Genomic DNA, 16889 nt, shown 5'->3' with positions numbered 1-16889 from the left:
AAGATACCTTCAGAGGAGTATGGGTCGGCTCATGCAACTGCCTCGTTGAGTGTGCCAGCCAGCAGGCTGCGTAACGCATGCCATCGCCAGCCACCCTTGAGAATATGTTTCTGGTTGACCTCCAGTTCGATTCCAACGTAAGCATTGGCAGGAAACCGGCGACGCAGGTAGGTGGGGAAACCATTTACCGCTCCGGTGTAGGGATAGTTGCGGCGTACCCTTAAATCGGGCACGTGCGCGGCAAGGCACGCCCGCCAGCGGGTGCACAGCTCTTGCTCAAGATGGCGTGAGGGATCATAAAGCAGTCCGATATCGGTATTGCGAACCTCCCCATTCAATTCGGGAGTGAAGCTGTGTGAGGAGATGTGGATTACCCTCAGGCCGGAGCGAATGGCATCCGCAATGTTTGCTTCCACCCAAGTGCGATAGGGCAAGTAGTGGTTCTTCAGAATCTCCTGGCGCACAGCGGCAGGTGTGTTGCGCGTCGCTTCCGAGTAAAGCCGGGGGTGACCGATCGAGCGGTTGAGGTCGATCAGCAGGCGGCTTGTTGTGGCGACGAACAATGGCGAGTGCAGTGCCATGGCAAGTTTTTTAGCCAGGCCCAAAGCGCCGCTGTCATAGCCCCGGTGGCTGTGCAACAAATGCTCGTAGCCTTCGAACAGCGGGCGGTAGCGCACTGGAATGCGGTTACCGCCATGTTCACAACTGATTAAAAAATGAATATCCGTCGACATTTTGTTGAAGTCATGCGCAACTCATTCCACAAACATACGGTCTTCGTCCAGGCAATCGCACAGCTCGCGGTAGATTGTTTCCAGTCGCCTCCTGCTGAAGTCGGAACCGATCGCATTCAGGATGCGGCGCGCAAGCGGGCCCTCTCTTAAAATGGTTTGCAGCGCTTCCCGGCAGCTTTTTCCTTGCCTGGGTTCGACCGGCATCTGAGACTCGATGAGATGCCGCCACAGAATGCCAGTCGTGCAATCCGTATCCGGAAAACCCATCAGGCGAAGGTATTCCGCATTATCGATTACGGCTTGCTCTGCGTCACGAATGCAGTCATGCATGATCCTGACCAATGCTTCCGTGGCGATGGATTGCTGCTCGGCCAACGGCGCGTAAGCCTCGCTGTAGAGCGCATGCACGATATTGATCGCAGCAGCGGCGATGGCAAAGTCAGCACTCGAGCATTCCTGGGTATCGATTACGCGGATCTCGATAGCGTTACGGTCAAAGCGGGGAATTTCCCCGCGCGCATTGAGCCACTCATGCTGTAGCATTTCTTGCGGATCGAGTGCTGCAATTTCGCGGTACATCGGCGCCAGAATTTTTGCTTCATAGGCGGCGGCACTGGAGATTGTTTCCGGGATTACCCGACCGATGGTCGAGGGTACCTTCAGTTGGTGCTCGCAGTAGTTTGCCATCCGGAAATCCAGGAAACCAGAGTAGCTGCCTTCGGCGATTGGCGAGCTTGCCGCTATCGACGGAAGAATGGGCAGCAACAGCCGCACCGCGGCGTGAAGCCGTGCAAATTCATTGTCGTTTGCGAAAGGCATGTTGAGGTGCATGCTTTGCAGGTTGGCCCAGCCGTGCCTTCTGCAGTCGAAGATACGGTCATAAGCCCGATAGATTTCCGACTGATCGTGCGGCCAGAGGCGGGTCTCCGTGCGGGGATTCATCCAGGGGTGCATGCCTGCCGGCATGAGCCGTGCGTTCATCGATTCGAGCACCTTGCTGATTCGCCGGATTTCGCCTTGAAACGCGACAGACAGGGAGGAAATGTCTGGCTGCGGGTCGATGTTTTTCAGTTCGAGCAGATGCAGCACCAGCTCGTTCGACCATCCCAACTGGCCGTTCCTGGCCTCGGATGCAAACGCGCCCGTAAGTTTTCGCAGCAACTCGTCGGCGATGGGAACAACCGCAAGCGTCTTCCTGTCGACAATCATGTACTCCAGTTCGATGCCATAACCTGCAAAGGCCGGCAATGCCGCAGTCATGTTGCCTCCCCCGGCCCGCCTCGTGTTCGGATGACGAGCAGATTGGCATCATGTGTCACGATGCCCAGCAGCACCGAGCCCAATACCCGGTCGATGTTGCTCCAGTACTCCTGGGCCGGGCCGTAAGGATCGGCGACAAGAACGGTCCGCTTCTCGCGGTCATAACCGGTGAGTACGACAAAATGGCCGGCAGGAAACCCGCGCACATCGTCCGGTATGTCATTTGGTCCATATTCCCGCGGGGCGCGGTAAAGGAAGGTGGAGCTCAGGCCAGTCAGGATGGGCAGGCCGCGACGTAAAAGGCCGTGGATGAGGGATTGCGAGAGGTCTGTAAGACGCAATCGGCCGCCCAGACGTAGAAACTCCAGATAACCCTCGGTAGCCCGCCGCAATCTCGAGTCCGACTTGATCTCGCGCTGCCGTTGCAACCGTTCTGCAATATCCACACCTGGTGTGAACCAGGTTGGATCGAAAACCTTCAGGTTATAAGTATAGATGGTGGCATGGAAACCGTTTCGCAACGCGTCACACCCTAAAAAGACAGCAAAGGTTCCTCCGCCGTCTTCAAGCTTGTGGGTCCGCTCAATGATGGTGTCCAGCAACTCCGTCTTGCCGAGATAGCTGTAGATGGCATGCAGGCACGTTGGGCCGCATGTCGTTTCGTCGGGTTGCGGCAGTGTTTTGACGGGTAAGCGCAGTGTTGTTCTGAGCACGGCAATAGTCGGCGAATGGGCGGCAAGCGCATGTCAAGACAGCATCGCTGTAGCGTAAAGAACATGGGGGAACATAGGAACATGGGGATCAGCCATGAAGCTGTCCCCCGGTCGGGCTTGTTCGAAGTCCCTCTATCAAGATTAGGTGATGTGCTGGAAGAAATCCAGTTCGTGGAGCGCCTCCTCAGGCTCCCTCTCCCGGGGAGGGAGAGGGATGGGGAGAGGGCGGCGTCGAAGAATCGAACGCTGCTTAATACAGTAGTAGGCCGGGCTCCGCCCGGTGAATAATCATCTGTCAGGCGAAGCCCGACCTACATCTACGTTCGCCCTGAACCTGAGCTTGCCAAAGGGTCAAGGGCGAACGGCGCCAAGGAGAACTCCCTGGCTTGAAACAAAAGTTTGTCATCTCCTGTACAACAACCGCTCCAGTTTCTTCCAGGCGCTATCCTCGCTGCCAAAACCTTCTTTCTCATTGACGAACTCTATTGTGTAAGCCTGCTCCTGCGGCGCCACCACTTCTTCTTTTTCCTGTAACAGTTTCAATACTTCCAGATCAGCCTCGGAGGCATCGCTTGATTCGCTTTGCCGTTTTACAATACGGCTTTGCATTATCTCGGATGACGCTTTCAGCGATGCAATCGCAAACGGGGCCGCCAGTTCATCCGCGAGCATTCGGAAATGCTCACGCTCTTCCCGTTTCAGAAAGGCGGCATCCACGATTACCGGAAAGCCCGCTGCCAGCAGTGCTCGTGCCAAATCATGGAGCCGCGCATAAGTTCGAGCTGTAGCCTCCGCATGGTAAATGCCGCCTGTATGGGAGCGGCTGTCTGCCAACGCGCCCAATCCGAATAGACGCTTGCGCTCCACATCCGAGCGTATTCGTATGGCTTGTAGTCGTTCCAGTGCGGCCTGCGAGAAAGTCGTTTTGCCCGACCCCGGCAAACCGTGGGTAATGATCAGGGCGGGACGCTGTTGTGCAAGGCATGCTGTGGCGAGATCAAGAAAACTACTGCAGGATGCCAGTACGGCTGCCTTGTCCCGTTTGGAGAGATTGCTCTGACCGGCGCGAATGGCGCTAACCATCGCGCGCACTGCAGCGCGATAGGTGAGATAGAAAGGCAGCAAGGGTACGCCGCCATAATCACCCGTAGCTTCCAGATAGGCATTGAGGAAGCGATAGGCAAGTTCAGACCGCTGGCGATGCAGCAGGTCCATGACGGTAAAGGCGACTTCGTTCATTACATCGATCCAGCGTAGCGAGGGGCTGAATTCGATACAGTCGAAGGGAACGGATTGTCCGCGAATGAGCGCAATGTTGCCTAGATGCAGATCGCCGTGACATTCACGCACAAAACCCTCGGCAAGCCGCCGTTCCAGATGCTCCTTGCGTACGTCATACTCAGTCTCGATGGCCTGGCGCAATCCGGCCACCCGGGCTTCATTTTCAGTGCCAGCCAGCCCAGCCTGTAATTGCTTGAAAGCCTGCAATACTGTGGCCTGTGTCGCAGTGGCCGACCCAAGCCCGGCCGCAGGTTCAGCCGATGGCAGACCATTATGAAAATGTGCGATCTTTGCCGCCAGGCTATCCATATGCTCCGGCAAAATCTTGCCGTGCTCGGCAAGCCTGTCCAGTTGTTGGGAGGCAGCGAAGCGGCGCATTTTCACTGCATATTCGATAGCCGGTTCAGCGCCGATTTCCGGCATTTCAGCCGTACCGCCGAGGGGAATGACACCCAGATAGAGTTGGGGTGCAAGACGCCGGTTGAGGCGTAATTCCTCTTCGCAATAATGGCGGCGTGATGACAAATCGGTAAAGTCGAGGAAGCCCAGATCGACTGACTTCTTTATTTTATAGGCATAGCGTCCCGCCAGCAGTACCCACGAAATGTGCGTCTCCATTACTTGCACACGTTTTGCCGGGTGAGGGTAGCGGCGAGGATCCAGCAAGGCAGTGATTAATCTGCCTTGAACGTCTCCATCAGCCTGCAGGATATCAGGCGGCCTCTTAGCTTGATTGATCGAATCTTTCATGACGATGATCGATAACCTGGCCGGCAAGTTTGAGGGTAGAGGGTAGTGGCCAATATTAACCAGGCTTATTAGCCAAACTGCTCTGCGAACCGGGCAAGGAAGGTATCGAGCGCGTTTTCGGGCAAATTATTGATCCCGCCCGCTGCCTTGCGTCCTCCCCCTGTTTCAAACTTCATGCAGAGCATGTCGGCCCCCTCGGGGCTCGCCAGTGGCGCTCGCACACTTACCTTGTAGCCACCCGCCCGATCGATCGTGATAACCGCATGAGCGCATGTCGGGTTGTCGTTCGCAAGTTTGTTTGCAAAAACACCGCTTACCCGCCTTGCCCATGCCGCATCCGGAAGGAGATAAGCAGAGTGACGCGGCTGCTGGAGCAGGGGGCGCAACGAGGAGGTCATGCGGATATCCTCCCCAAACCCTGCTGCAAGCTCCTTGAAGGCAGCCGATTCGGCGATAAAATCGAATGGATCGGGGTAGGGCGCCATTGCCTCATACAGCGCAAGGGGATGAAAGTGTAAATCTTCCAGAGTCTCGCCGTAGCTGTTGTAATTAAGGTATTCACCCAGGTGCGCGAGCTTCTCTATCTGCGGTTGGACAAGTTCATTCTGTAGCGCGAGTCTATTGGCACTTTCGCTGATGTTATCTCCAAAGGCTGCGGCAATCGCCCAAAAACGGTATTTGCCTTCCAGATGCCGGTCGACCAGCAGGCTTGTGCATATCCCGGCAGATGTATCGATGTGCGTGGTCAAATCGGGATGGACAGGTATCTCGCCGGCATAATGATGGTCGAAATACTCGATAGCTACGCCGGCCTCCAGCAATTGCATGAGGGCAGCACGATTGCTGTTCAGAGAGATGTCGAGCACAGTGACCCGTTCGCCTGCGTGAGCCTTGACCCGCTCGAGCAGCCGGATATCGCGCTTTAACCCTGTCACCAATTCCGTTCGCACAGGATTGTCCAGCAGAAGCTGATGGACGGCACATAGACCGTCTGCATCTCCATTAAAAACGTGATAATTCATATTGAATTTTCAAGCACCCCACAGCACGCGTGGCAACATGACCTGTTCACCTTATTGGCCCGCTCACCTTATCACCATATGCTGCATCGATGAACAAGCCTATCGCGCTGTACCTGTGTGGCGATTTCATTGTTCGTTATTTTTCGATTTGGGTGACTTCACGGGCCTCGACTATACTCACATCATCAATAAATTTAATCAACTTGCCCGCACAATGAGTTCATCATGAAAAAAATCATCTCAGCCGCTGCATTGTTTTTCTTGAGTTCCCTGACCCAGGCTGCCATACAGGGGAAGGAAGTCACCTACACCGCCAATGGCACGGCACTCAAAGGTTACCTTGCATATGATGATGCAATAACACATAACCACCCCGCGGTGCTGGTGGTGCATGAATGGTGGGGTCTCGACGATTACGCGCGAAAACGCGCAAAGATGCTGGCGGAACTGGGCTACACCGCGCTGGCAGTCGACATGTACGGCGAGGGCAGGCAGGCTCATCATCCGGATGAGGCCTCCAGATATTCGGGAGAACTGAAGAAAAATCTACCGTTGGCGAAAAAACGCTTTGAAGCTGCCCTGAATTTCCTGCAGAAGCAGGAGAATGTCGATCCGAAGAACATCGCGGCGCTGGGTTATTGTTTCGGCGGCAGCGTCGCCCTGGAAATGGCTCGCCAGGGTGAAGATTTGAAAGGTGTGGCCAGCTTTCATGGCGGTCTGGCGACCGAGCACCCTGCCCAAGGGGGCAAGGTGAAGGCGCAGATTATCTCTTTTACCGGCGCTGCTGATCCCATGATACCGGCGGATCAGGTAACGGCATTCAAGCGGGAAATGGAGAATGCCGGAGTAAACTACAAGGCGGTTACATTTCCGGGCGCCAAGCATAGTTTTACCAACCCCGAGGCCGATGACTATGGGCGCAAATTCAATTTGCCGCTCGCTTATGACGCGCAAGCTGACAAGGCTTCGTGGAAGGAGACGGAACGCTTCCTGGCCGAGGTATTCAAGGCAAGATGATGCGCCCCGGAGTATGCTGCTTTTTGTAGTCTCGAATGAGAGAGGGCTGGAAACAGCCTGCAAGAGGTGCAGGAATTATGGGGCACTCCAGGATATTTGCGTACTTCAGGTACAGGCAGGGCGGCGCTGGCGCAGCCATTTATAAGTCCAGTCTTAACGCTGCCTGAAGGCCCCAGGCACTGATGAAGGAGTACAAAGGCTTTGACTGCAGAACCTGCCCTGCCTCCTTCCCAGCGTCCCAGCGGTGAACGCGGGCGCGTTCACCGCTTTCTTTTTATTTTTTCACTTTCCCAGTTCAGCTCGGGAGTTTGACGCCAAGGATATCCACATGCTCGATTTGCGGCGGCTCAGCCAGCAAATCGGCTGCATTTGCCATCAGTGCGGCAGCGATCGGACCGGACAAATGCGCTGATCTTCCAGCCTCGTCCACAAATGCATCAAAAATACCAAAAGTCGATGGGCCGAGCCGCAGGGCAAACCAGATCGGCGTGGTGGTTTCCTGATTTGCCATTGAAAGCCCCTGCTTGAGAAAGCTTTCTACGTCCGCTTCCTTTCCCGGTTTGGCTTGTAACCGCACAAACAGCGCAACTGTTACCATCTTGATTTCCTTTCTCATGTTGAACAATAAGGCTCAGACTTTAAGTATCAGGAGGATTTCTGCCAAGTGGCGATATTGACAATTTTGATATAATTTACGCCATGCGTATTCATATTCTTGCGCTCGACCAGGTTTTTGACACTGGATTATCAACGCTCCTGGACACACTGAGTATCGCGAACGATCTCGCGGTTTCTGCCAACGTATTGACGCGATTTGACCTGACTATCGTGGGTATGCGCCGGCGTATTCGTACCAGTCAGGGATTTTCTGTACCGGTAGTGTCAGCGACGCGATGCGGCCCTCCAGATGTAGTATTGATTCCCGCACTTGGGGCAAAAATGCCGGAAACGCTGCGGTTGGCGCTTGAGCGGCCGGATGTGTGCGAGGCGGGCGATCTTTTGCGACAGTGGTCCAGAGAGGAGGTTCTTATCGGCGCCGCCTGCACTGGAACCTTCGTTCTTGCCGATACTTTGCTTCTCAATGACCGAAGTGCTACCACATCATGGTGGCTTACCCCCTTGTTTCGTGAACGTTATCCCCGGGTGCGCCTGGAGGAATCGCGCATGGTGGTAAGCTCGCCTGGGTTGGTTACTGCGGGCGCTGCCCTGGCGCATATCGATCTGGCGCTTTGGCTTATACGCCAAAGCAGTCCCACACTCGCAGAAATGACAGCGCGTTATCTGTTGATAGAACCGCGAGCATCACAGGCAGTTTTTGCAATTCCTGATCACCTTGCACATACCGATCCACTGGTCCAGCGATTCGAAAGCTGGGCTCGGCGCAGGCTGGGTGAACGTTTCTCGCTGAGCGAAGCAGCCAGTGCGACAGGTACAAGCGAGAGAACGCTTTCGCGCCGGCTAAAGGCTGTCCTGGGAAAACCCCCGCTTTCTTATTTTCAGGATCTTCGTATTGAGCGCGCTGTATATCTCCTGGGGACGAGCAACGACAATGTAGACGCGATTGCTGCCCAGGTCGGCTATGCAGATGGTGCAACCTTGCGCACCCTTCTTCGCCGCAGGGTCGGTCGAACGGTGAGCGAGCTTCGAACCAGAACCCGGGCGATTTCCAGTTCGTTCAACGACTCTCAAGCGCGGAATATCGAGTGACCAAAGGTACTGCGAAAATAAGCCGTGCCACGTTCGCAGACTGACCCTATGCCCGCCATTTGTAATTCATCCGGGCGTATTGAAAATTCCTGCTTCGATCATCTTAGGACCATAAAAGATTTAAAATCGCCAAGTTTGCATATATTAAACGCCAGATGGCTTGCATTTTTCCCGATACCGCTTTATCATCATTTTCATGACGTCTTTCATCTCACCCACCGCCCGCAAGCCGTTTTCCGCCTCGAACATTCTGGGCGGCAAGCAGATACTCCACGCTGATCCACGTTCGGCGGTCGAGTGGATAGAGCTTGTGCGCAGGGGCATTCCCGCTCCGGCGATCGACGCAGTTCTGGGGCTTGTGGACCTGCGGCAGGGCGAACTCTCCCGCGCGCTGGATATCCCGGAACGCACGCTGGTGCGGCGAAAAAAGGAGGGAGTGCTCAATTGTGAGGAATCCGGCAAACTGCTGCGCCTGGCGCGGGTTGTTGAACGTGCCGGCGAGGTGTTTGAGGACGGTTCCCTGGCGTTGGACTGGATCAAGTCGCCCAACGCCAGCCTGGGTGGGGCCACCCCCCTTTCCATGCTGGATACTGATCTTGGCGCCGATTCAGTGATGACTATTCTTGGCCGGATCGAGCATGGTATTTTCACTTGAAGTTAACGGTGTGGCGTATCGTCACACACCGCTTCGCCGCTTCCGCATTTTCCGGCGAGGGTGCGCGGTTGTTCGGCGGCCGCTGGAATCGCAAGGGCGAGCCGGTAGTGTACACGGCGCAGAGCAGGTCACTCGCCTTTCTCGAAATGCTCGTCCAGGACGAGCCGCTGCGCGCCAATTATCTCCTGATTCCCGCAGAAATTCCTGGCGATATCCCCAGACTGGAAATCGATGCCGAACAGCTCCCTGAGAACTGGCGAACTCTCGAGAGCCGTAGAAACCTCGAGGAAATCGGCAGTCGATGGCTGCATGAGGCCAGATACTGCGTGCTGGATGTTCCCAGTGTTGTAATCCCCGCCGAGCGAAACCTGCTGCTCAACCCGGCACACCCCGATTTTCGCAGAATCTGGATAGGTCAACCGGAAAGCCTCAAGAGTGATCTGCGGCTGCTGCGGAATCTATCCGGAGCAAAGTGAATAAGGGATATTGCTCGGTGCCTGGTCGATGCAGGAATAGCTGGTTCAGTCACTGACTGCCACATAAACCAGCTTGAGGCTTTCCACCTCAAGCCGCCTTCTGCATGTCGCTGCAGTCAATGCGCCTCCACAACAATGGAAAGTACCTCCGCCTTCGGTTCCGCGCCAGGGCCATGTGTTGCCGTAAGTACTCCCGGTTTTACCATTCGCTCCGAAACAATCCGGATATTCAACGCCCCGCTGGCGGAAAGCTGGGCGTTCTGCCGCATTGCCTCGATCGTGCCCGATAAAGGCACGGTAAAGGTAACCGGGGCCTGTATGGTGTGATGACCGAACATGGAGAGCGTGCCGACGTAGTGAGGACTGGATGGGTCCGTTCGATTGTTCCCATCATCCACCATCACGGCAAAATCATGATGGTGCGCCAGCGGCGGCAGCGCCAGGGTGATCTTTGCATACAATCGCGGCGCTTCCGCCTTTGCACGCAGGCCAAGCAGCGGAGACGGAAGTGTCACGATAGCGCTTGCCGCCTGCTCTCCACTCACCACGGAACGGCTGATCCGAGCCGTGGTGCTCTCGGAGGGTACAGCTGTGCTCATCAGTGAGGCGAACATGGGAGGCGCAACCACTTCCTCGCCGGAGGCGGGCTCGTAATCGTAATTGAAATCCCCGATAGCCGCGTAGTCCCCGGCAGTTCTTTTCTTCACCGGCTTTCCCTTTGCATCGACAAAGAACAGAAACGGCTCTCTCGACCAGGCGTCGAAATCCGCGCCTTCGGGCAGGGCAGGATATCCCCTCGCCAACTGCTTGCGGGTCCATACGTCCCAAAGCCGGTCAATATTCGCATGGTGCAGGAAAAAAAGCGGGTCGACAGGGGATAGATTGGCCTGCATGAAGCCGCCGTTATTGGTGGTGTTGCCTTTGGGATCGGTAAAGATGCCGCCGACGCAGTTGTGCACCCTGTTGTGCGGTTGTCCTTCCAGCACGCCAAATCCGGTGAGGGCGCTGTGACCAAGGGTCTTCGGGCTGGCAAACGTGAGAAAATCGCGGGGCGCCAGCGCGTCCAGCAATGTTTGCAGGGAGACGGCCTTCGTTGTTTTTCCATCGAGCTCCGGCTTTTCCCGGGTCGCGCCGCGCGCCTGTTTCAGATCGAAAAAAAAGCGGCCTCTCGGGTCATTGAGCATATCGAACCACAGATCCTCAGGGGAGCGGATTCCCCGGGCGAGGAGCTGACCATACTGCGTCTCATCGTCGAATTCACCATTCGGCCCACAAATGCGCTTCCAGTAATCCGCCTTGGCGATTACCCCGCGAAAGCGGTTCTGAAACTCGCGAGAGTTTGCAATATAGGCTGGATGAGCGGGGGTGAGCACATCCTCGAACATGACGGCGGGCACGCGTGCCTGAAAGGGACTGTTGGGGTCCGTATTCTCCGTCCAATCCCAGTAGGGAAGGGCAAACCCGGGGTCGCCGCTGAGCTCGCGGCAAATCTGCTCGAACCAGCCGATGTAGCCGCGGTGCCAGACCAGAAACCACCAGTTGCCGTGCGGGCAATCCATCGTGTGAGTGAGCGCGATGCGATACCAGTTGCGTGGATCCTCCGGCGGGAGCTTGAGCATCCTGGCGATAGCCCTCTTGTAGCTTTCGATGGCGCGCTTCGCCTCCGGATTCAGAATGTTCAAACGCCGATACTTCGCTTTCCCTTGCGCCTGTGCTCCGAAGGGCAGGGCAGAAGCACCGATGGCGGCGGTGGTCGCTGCTGCGGCTTTCAGGAATGTACGTCGGGACATGGTGGATGAGAACAATTTTGGCTGCATGGATTAAACCTTGTTTATGGTTATTGATTCTGGATAAAGCTGAACGGATAAAGTCAGATGAATAAAGCTTGACGGGATGGCGAGCACAGGCGCGCAATTTCCCGGAGACGCGAAGCGACGGGAGGTTAAAAGAAACTTTCCAAAAGAACCTTTTTTGCAGCTATGCGTTTCAGCCTCCTGCCTCGTCGGCTCAGGCATTTGACATGGCCGCAAAGAATCAGGATTAGATAACCAAATGGAAATCAGGAGTAGCTGTAAAATCTTACAGCTAGCGGTTCGTGTTGACGGGGTGTAGTCGGTAGTCGGTTATCGCAGGGACGACCTCACAGGTGAAACTCTCTGGGAGCGAAAGCGGTGGATAACGGCGCGGGAATCGGGAGTCACCCTACATCCACTAACAGCTCGTTCTCCTGCCACAATCTTGATCAGTGCAGAAAACTCAAGCACAGACACGAGCTTAGGGAGTTATCAACAGAGCTATCCACGCCAATCGGGGAAAACTTGATTTGGCCTTCAGTTTCAAAGAAAGTGCTTTTGCTCCCCACTACTTACTTCGGATTTGACCTGAACAATCGCGAGATTGCCGCCCTCATCTACTCTGGGTTCTTGCTGGCTGCCGTAATGTTTTGGAAGAAAGGACGGCCTCTCGCGCTTGATGTGGTACGTGCATTCTTTTCTCCGAAGCTCGCATTGATCTGGGTGCTCATGTCCCTTTACGTCGCGGGTTGTGTCTGGCTGCTCGCGTGGTTGAATCTATGGGATTGGTCCAATCTCAAATTGACACTGCTGTGGTGGTTGACGGTCGGTTTCACCTGCATCTTTGAGGCACAGCGGCTCAAGGACAAGCCGCATGTACTGGGCAAGCTGGTGCGCGATGCATTCACACTCTCTGCTGTCATCCTGTTCGTCGCCAAGTTGGTAAGCTTCCCGCTCTGGGTCGAACTGCTCATGCTTCCCGCACTTGTGTTTCTTACTCTCCTTATAGCCGTCGGTGAACATCAGACTGACAAGCCCAGCATTCCCCGAGTGTTGAACCTGCTGCGCGGGCTCCAGACGTTCACGAGTCTCATTATCCTCGGCTTCAGCTATTGGCTGGTCGTTAGCAGCGTCACCAAATTTTGGTCACTGAACACACTGCGCGAGTTCGGGCTACCCTTGCTGCTCTGGCTAATGTTCGTTCCGTTCATTTTTCTACTTGCTGTCTATATGACCTACGAAGAAGCCTTTATCCATTTACAGGTAAGGCCAAAACAGGCGTCCATCGTCCGCTATGCGCGATGGCGCGCTCTGCTCGCGTTCGGCTGGAATATCGACGGGGTGAAGCGCCTCGTGCGGGACATGCGCGGGCGCGACATCGCCGACAAGCAGGGCGTCAAAGACGCCATCTGGGAAATCAAGCGGCTTCTCAAGATCGAAAAGAACCCGCCCATCGTTACGCGCGCCGAAGGCTGGTCGCCCCACGCGGCGCGGTTATTTCTTGAAGAATACGGCCTCGTCACTGACGACTATCACCGCACACAACGGGAGTGGTTCGCGCACATCCCATTGGTAAAGCTGAACGACAATGTGCTGGCCGATCGGATTTCCTATTACCTCACCGGTAATGAGCGAGCCGTGACGCAGCTCTGGCTTGCACTCGACGGATCGAGTCAGAACGATGCGAAGGAAGCGCAGCGCGCCTTCGATGAACGCGCGCTGACCCTGCTCGTCAAGGCATTTGACGCTGAGCGAGCGACGACAATCTATGTCCGCGCTCAAGCCTCCGAGCCCCAGGCCTTGGTGATCGACGGCATACGGGTGTTGCTGGATCGGTCAGATTGGGGAGACTCTCGTCTCGGCGGCTATATGCGGAATTTGACGATTCAGCATCCTAAGCATCAAGGCGATAACTAGAGAGATCATCTGACCGGCAATTCTTGTCATCCCCCAGTCTGACCGCTGATAGAAGCGAATGGCTATAGCATGGAAACGGTGGGCGTCGGCGGTGTGCGAAGACCGCTCAATCCCGATGGACAGCCTCGACGGTGTGGTGATCGGCCAAAGTGTTCATCAAGGGGTCGAAAGACGTACTTTTGCCCACGCTTACCGCCATCCGAAGCGAGAAATCGGCGGCTTTAGGAATGCCCACTTCTGTACCGAGATGGCGGAGAGAGAGGGATTCGAACCCTCGGTACGGTTTGACCCGTACGCACGCTTTCCAGGCGTGTACCTTAAACCACTCGGCCATCTCTCCTGTTGAGGGTTCCAGGAAAGGAACCCGGCAAAGGGCGCAAAGGATACACCAGAACGCTATCCCCGGCAACTTTACGGTAGTATAGCCGAAAGCGGCTCATCCGTATCGACGGTCTCCGAATCCTTTAACCCAGAAAAACCAGAAACAGGAAGTAGTATGCAGATCAAATCCCGCATCCGCACCATCGCGCATTATCCCCATGAAGGCATCATGTTTCGGGATATCACCACCCTGCTGAAAGACCCGGTGGGGTTGCGCGCGGCTATTCAGGAAATCGCCAGCCGCTACAAGGCCATGAAAATCGATAAGGTGGCCGGGATCGAGTCACGCGGTTTCATCATTGGCGCGCCGGTTGCCTATGAGCTTGGCGTGGGTTTTGTGCCGGTGCGCAAGAAGGGCAAGCTGCCTGCCGAAACGCGTGGGCGCGATTATCAGCTGGAATATGGTAGCGACCGCATCGAGATTCATGTGGATGCGATTCAGAAGGGCGACCGGGTGCTGCTGGTGGATGATCTGATCGCTACCGGCGGGACGGCGGAGGCCGCTGCTGGCTTGATACAGGAAATGGGGGGCGAGGTGGTGGAGTGCGGCTTTGTCATCGATCTGCCCGATATCGGGGGCAGGGCGCGGCTGGAAGATCAGGGCCTCAAGGTGTTTGCACTGTGCGAGTTTGAGGGGAACTAAACTCTGCCGGGATGGGGTCTATAATGATTTATATAAATGCATTATCTATGGTCAAGAAGGATACTCATAGTGTGTGTTGTCCTGTTATTGATCTTCATGCTGGCTCCGGTCGCATCCTTCGCCGCTCAGGCTCAGGATTATGCCGCGTGGTCAAAAAAGAACCTTGATGGCTCGTGGACGCGGATTACGGAAACTGCTGTTGACACCTCGTCTCTTCCCTCTGCGGTCCCCAAGGATATCGGCAAATTTTGCCCGACCTATAAGCATTTGCCACGCAAAAAAAGGATTCAGTTCTGGGTGGGCCTGCTTTCGTCCATGGCGGAATTCGAAAGCACCTTTGATCCTGGAGCGGCTGCCAGAGGGCCATCCAAAGACGTATTCAGAAGACGGGATACAAATCGAGGGCTGCTGCAGATATCAAAAGAAAGCGCAAACCAGCCGGGCTATAGCTGCGGCATCAAGAAAGCAAAACGCCTGCACGATCCCGCCATTCATCTTCCATGCGCGGTAAAGATATTGTCTACATGGGTCAGTGCGGACCATGTAATAGCCTCTTATAAGGGGAATAAAAAAACCAGGGGCGGAGGGCGCTATTGGGCTGTGCTCCAGGAAAAAAATGGCCGCCTGCCTGCAATATCGAGTTTCACCAGAAATTTGTCATTCTGCCGGAAGGATTGAATTCCCCGACGGCGCCGGTCTGATGCTTTTGGCATAGCGGCGCCACCGCTGCCAGCCGTTCACGTTTTTAGAACCTGAAGTTATACTGAACGTAGAACAGGTCAGGCGAGACGCGTGGCGCCTGCGCTTTCAGGAAATCGCCGGCAAACAGTTTCGAATACCCTATCAGCACGTCTTCGTGCCGGTCGACGTGTATGTTGAAGCGGAAATCGATCTCATCCCCGACATAACTGCCGGATTGTCCGGTTGCGTCTCTAAGGGTGGCGGTGCCTGCGGCGTTGTACAGGAAGTCACGCTTGTTCGCCAGATAGAAGCGGTGGTACTGGGCGGTGAAATTGGCCCAGGGCAGGGGGTGCAGATTGAGCTGGGCGTTGAAGTCGTGAATGTTCTGCCTGCCTACGCGATCGATCCATCCGAGGTAATAATTGCCGAAGGGAAAGAGCTGGTTGAAGGTGGTGCGGCTGCCATCCGTCAGATTATTGTCACCGGAGGCAAAGTCGTAGCGCAGCCAGAATTGCGGATTCAGCGGCTTTCCCTTGAAGTGGTAGCCAGCACCGGAGGCGACGGCAAAGGCCGAGATATCCTGGTTGGAATACTGTCCGAACTGGTACATGCCCTCCAGTTCGTACAGGAACTGGTTGTAGTCTCCCGCCAGGCGGCTGCCGAGGGTATGCGTGATCGAATCGCCCCTGACACCGGCTCTGCCCACGGCAAGATTGCGATTGTCATCCAGGCTCAGAAAATAGAAATCGGCCAGGTGCCCTTTCATGGGCTTGTATGTTCCCCATAAGCCGAAGAATTCGCGCTTCTCATCCCAGTTATCGAAGTTGTTTCTTTCCGTCACCATCGGTCGCACCCAGAATGCATCCAGGTCGAACGTGGGCGTGCGCCAGAACCCCTTCACCCCCTGGAAAGTGCGGCGGGTGTTGACCCAATCAAGCGTGGAAATCAGCCGTTGCGAGCCGTAAAGCAATTCCTGCCGCCCCACGCGCAGATAAGCCGGGACGTCCTTGACGGTCGCCACCTTGATATCCGCAAAAACATTCAGCATATCCGTGTGGTTGACATCCGTGGCTAACGGCGCCAATGCCTGGCCGAAAGTGCGCGCGTCCAGAAACTCCGCAAACAGCCGGATACGATCCTGATACCAGAGATCGGCATGGAAGCGGCTGCGGATCATGTGGTAGTTGTCGCTGGTATTGGTCAGGCGCGCGTCGGATTCCCGCATATACCGGTACCAGAAGTTGCCCCCAAATGACAAAAGGAAGTCATCGCCAAGATGGATGCGCTTGATGGGATCGAAAATATCCTTCTCATGTTCGGGCTTTTCGAGATAGCGGAAATCGATATCGAAAGCCGGCGTGGTCATGAGGGCATAGGGAGCATAGGGAGAAACGGGCGGGTTCTCACGCTTGTTGCCGGTTATATGATCCCAAAGCGAGTAGTATCCCGGCCCGGAGGGAGCGATGGTGAACATGCCGGGGCGGGAAGGGGCGGTTACAGGAGGTACCTTCGACCAGTCGAACCGGTTGCTCCGGTCACTGCTTGTAGGTGTGGGCGCTTGCGATGTTGTCGGGGCTACGGTGGTGCTGCCGGCAGGAGCAGGGTCTGCCGCAGAAACCTGCAGCGTGAGGCTGAGCACGCCTGCCAGGCTGAATTTCACAAGCCATTCCAATATGCGGTGTGGAGAGGTTGAAAAGCAGTTGGGCTTTTTGGCAGACGGGAATAAAGCAGGCAGGCAATCAGGCAGACGCATAGCGGGATTTCAGGGACTTCGGATAAAAATGCCCGCAACTATAACAAAGTCAGCGTCTATTTTGAACTGATAGCAAAGCGATATGTAATCCGCCTATCAAAAGCTG

The 16889-nt window shown here is 55.5% G+C and carries 15 protein-coding genes and 1 tRNA gene; 7 read left to right on the top strand and 9 right to left on the bottom strand.

All coding sequences use genetic code 11. From position 1 onward, the window contains the following. Positions 1-29: 29 nt before the first annotated feature. From AC52W5_RS01700 to AC52W5_RS01680, 5 genes are all read right to left on the bottom strand, one after another. Positions 30-734 (bottom strand): N-formylglutamate amidohydrolase, encoded by a 705-nt coding sequence (locus tag AC52W5_RS01700; RefSeq protein WP_495669731.1) that lies wholly within the window; start codon positions 732-734, stop codon positions 30-32. Positions 735-755: 21 nt separating this feature from the next. Next, positions 756-1994, bottom strand: a complete 1239-nt coding sequence (locus AC52W5_RS01695) for a carboxylate-amine ligase (protein ID WP_495669730.1) — start codon at positions 1992-1994, stop codon at positions 756-758. Continuing rightward, positions 1991-2707 (bottom strand): C39 family peptidase, encoded by a 717-nt coding sequence (locus AC52W5_RS01690; protein WP_495669729.1) that lies wholly within the window; start codon positions 2705-2707, stop codon positions 1991-1993. The genes AC52W5_RS01695 and AC52W5_RS01690 overlap by 4 nt, the downstream gene beginning before the upstream one ends. A gap of 402 nt (positions 2708-3109) precedes the next feature. Next, positions 3110-4738, bottom strand: coding sequence for a bifunctional aminoglycoside phosphotransferase/ATP-binding protein (locus AC52W5_RS01685; protein ID WP_495669728.1), 1629 nt, complete (start codon positions 4736-4738; stop codon positions 3110-3112). A gap of 68 nt (positions 4739-4806) precedes the next feature. Next, positions 4807-5760 (bottom strand): acetyltransferase, encoded by a 954-nt coding sequence (locus tag AC52W5_RS01680; RefSeq protein ID WP_495669727.1) that lies wholly within the window; start codon positions 5758-5760, stop codon positions 4807-4809. 225 nt (positions 5761-5985) lie between these two features. Between AC52W5_RS01680 and AC52W5_RS01675 the strand changes: the two genes are divergently transcribed. Beyond that, positions 5986-6777 carry a dienelactone hydrolase family protein gene (locus tag AC52W5_RS01675; RefSeq protein ID WP_495669726.1) on the top strand — a complete coding sequence of 264 codons (792 nt, stop codon included), beginning with the start codon at positions 5986-5988 and terminating at the stop codon, positions 6775-6777. 295 nt (positions 6778-7072) lie between these two features. Here the strand turns inward: AC52W5_RS01675 and AC52W5_RS01670 are convergent, their stop codons facing one another. Continuing rightward, a complete protein-coding gene (locus AC52W5_RS01670; RefSeq protein ID WP_074707588.1) occupies positions 7073-7375 on the bottom strand; it encodes a putative quinol monooxygenase in 303 nt (100 codons plus the stop codon). 101 nt (positions 7376-7476) lie between these two features. Here AC52W5_RS01670 and AC52W5_RS01665 point away from each other — a divergent pair, with 101 nt between their 5' ends. The 3 genes from AC52W5_RS01665 (at position 7477) to AC52W5_RS01655 (ending at position 9615) form a co-directional block, all read left to right on the top strand. After that, positions 7477-8484, top strand: a complete 1008-nt coding sequence (locus AC52W5_RS01665) for a GlxA family transcriptional regulator (RefSeq protein WP_495669725.1) — start codon at positions 7477-7479, stop codon at positions 8482-8484. 196 nt (positions 8485-8680) lie between these two features. Further along, the gene (locus tag AC52W5_RS01660; protein WP_495669724.1) at positions 8681-9139 is read left to right on the top strand and encodes an Xre family toxin-antitoxin system antitoxin; all 459 of its coding nucleotides are present in this window, start codon (positions 8681-8683) and stop codon (positions 9137-9139) included. Continuing rightward, entirely contained in the window at positions 9136-9615 is a 480-nt protein-coding gene (locus tag AC52W5_RS01655) for an RES family NAD+ phosphorylase (protein ID WP_495669723.1), read from the top strand. The genes AC52W5_RS01660 and AC52W5_RS01655 overlap by 4 nt, the downstream gene beginning before the upstream one ends. A 116-nt stretch (positions 9616-9731) precedes the next feature. Here the strand turns inward: AC52W5_RS01655 and AC52W5_RS01650 are convergent, their stop codons facing one another. Beyond that, positions 9732-11432: a tyrosinase family protein gene (locus AC52W5_RS01650; RefSeq protein ID WP_495669722.1), complete on the bottom strand. Its 1701-nt coding sequence runs from the start codon at positions 11430-11432 to the stop codon at positions 9732-9734. Between the two features lie 534 nt (positions 11433-11966). Between AC52W5_RS01650 and AC52W5_RS01645 the strand changes: the two genes are divergently transcribed. Next, positions 11967-13325, top strand: coding sequence for a hypothetical protein (locus AC52W5_RS01645; RefSeq protein ID WP_495669721.1), 1359 nt, complete (start codon positions 11967-11969; stop codon positions 13323-13325). A gap of 248 nt (positions 13326-13573) precedes the next feature. On the opposite strand, the gene AC52W5_RS01640 is transcribed toward AC52W5_RS01645, so the two are convergent. Then, positions 13574-13665, bottom strand: a tRNA-Ser gene (locus AC52W5_RS01640). 156 nt (positions 13666-13821) lie between these two features. Between AC52W5_RS01640 and AC52W5_RS01635 the strand changes: the two genes are divergently transcribed. Both AC52W5_RS01635 and AC52W5_RS01630 read left to right on the top strand, forming a co-directional pair. Further along, a complete protein-coding gene (locus tag AC52W5_RS01635) occupies positions 13822-14349 on the top strand; it encodes an adenine phosphoribosyltransferase (protein WP_495669720.1) in 528 nt (175 codons plus the stop codon). A 69-nt stretch (positions 14350-14418) separates the two neighbouring features. After that, a complete protein-coding gene (locus AC52W5_RS01630) occupies positions 14419-15027 on the top strand; it encodes a transglycosylase SLT domain-containing protein (RefSeq protein ID WP_074973517.1) in 609 nt (202 codons plus the stop codon). Between the two features lie 67 nt (positions 15028-15094). Here the strand turns inward: AC52W5_RS01630 and AC52W5_RS01625 are convergent, their stop codons facing one another. Continuing rightward, the gene (locus AC52W5_RS01625) at positions 15095-16690 is read right to left on the bottom strand and encodes an alginate export family protein (protein ID WP_495669719.1); all 1596 of its coding nucleotides are present in this window, start codon (positions 16688-16690) and stop codon (positions 15095-15097) included. Between the last annotated feature and the right edge of the window lie 199 nt (positions 16691-16889).

This window comes from Nitrosospira sp. CT (genome assembly GCF_059489795.1).
This window is presented reverse-complemented; position numbering and strand designations above follow the sequence as displayed.

Coding starts and splice junctions, on each gene's coding strand:
- AC52W5_RS01700 (WP_495669731.1), bottom strand. CDS start 734: ATGTCGACGGATATTCATTTTTTAATCAGTTGTGAACATGGCGGTAAC.
- AC52W5_RS01695 (WP_495669730.1), bottom strand. CDS start 1,994: ATGACTGCGGCATTGCCGGCCTTTGCAGGTTATGGCATCGAACTGGAG.
- AC52W5_RS01685 (WP_495669728.1), bottom strand. CDS start 4,738: ATGAAAGATTCGATCAATCAAGCTAAGAGGCCGCCTGATATCCTGCAG.
- AC52W5_RS01680 (WP_495669727.1), bottom strand. CDS start 5,760: ATGAATTATCACGTTTTTAATGGAGATGCAGACGGTCTATGTGCCGTC.
- AC52W5_RS01675 (WP_495669726.1), top strand. CDS start 5,986: ATGAAAAAAATCATCTCAGCCGCTGCATTGTTTTTCTTGAGTTCCCTG.
- AC52W5_RS01670 (WP_074707588.1), bottom strand. CDS start 7,375: ATGGTAACAGTTGCGCTGTTTGTGCGGTTACAAGCCAAACCGGGAAAG.
- AC52W5_RS01665 (WP_495669725.1), top strand. CDS start 7,477: ATGCGTATTCATATTCTTGCGCTCGACCAGGTTTTTGACACTGGATTA.
- AC52W5_RS01660 (WP_495669724.1), top strand. CDS start 8,681: ATGACGTCTTTCATCTCACCCACCGCCCGCAAGCCGTTTTCCGCCTCG.
- AC52W5_RS01650 (WP_495669722.1), bottom strand. CDS start 11,432: ATGCAGCCAAAATTGTTCTCATCCACCATGTCCCGACGTACATTCCTG.
- AC52W5_RS01635 (WP_495669720.1), top strand. CDS start 13,822: ATGCAGATCAAATCCCGCATCCGCACCATCGCGCATTATCCCCATGAA.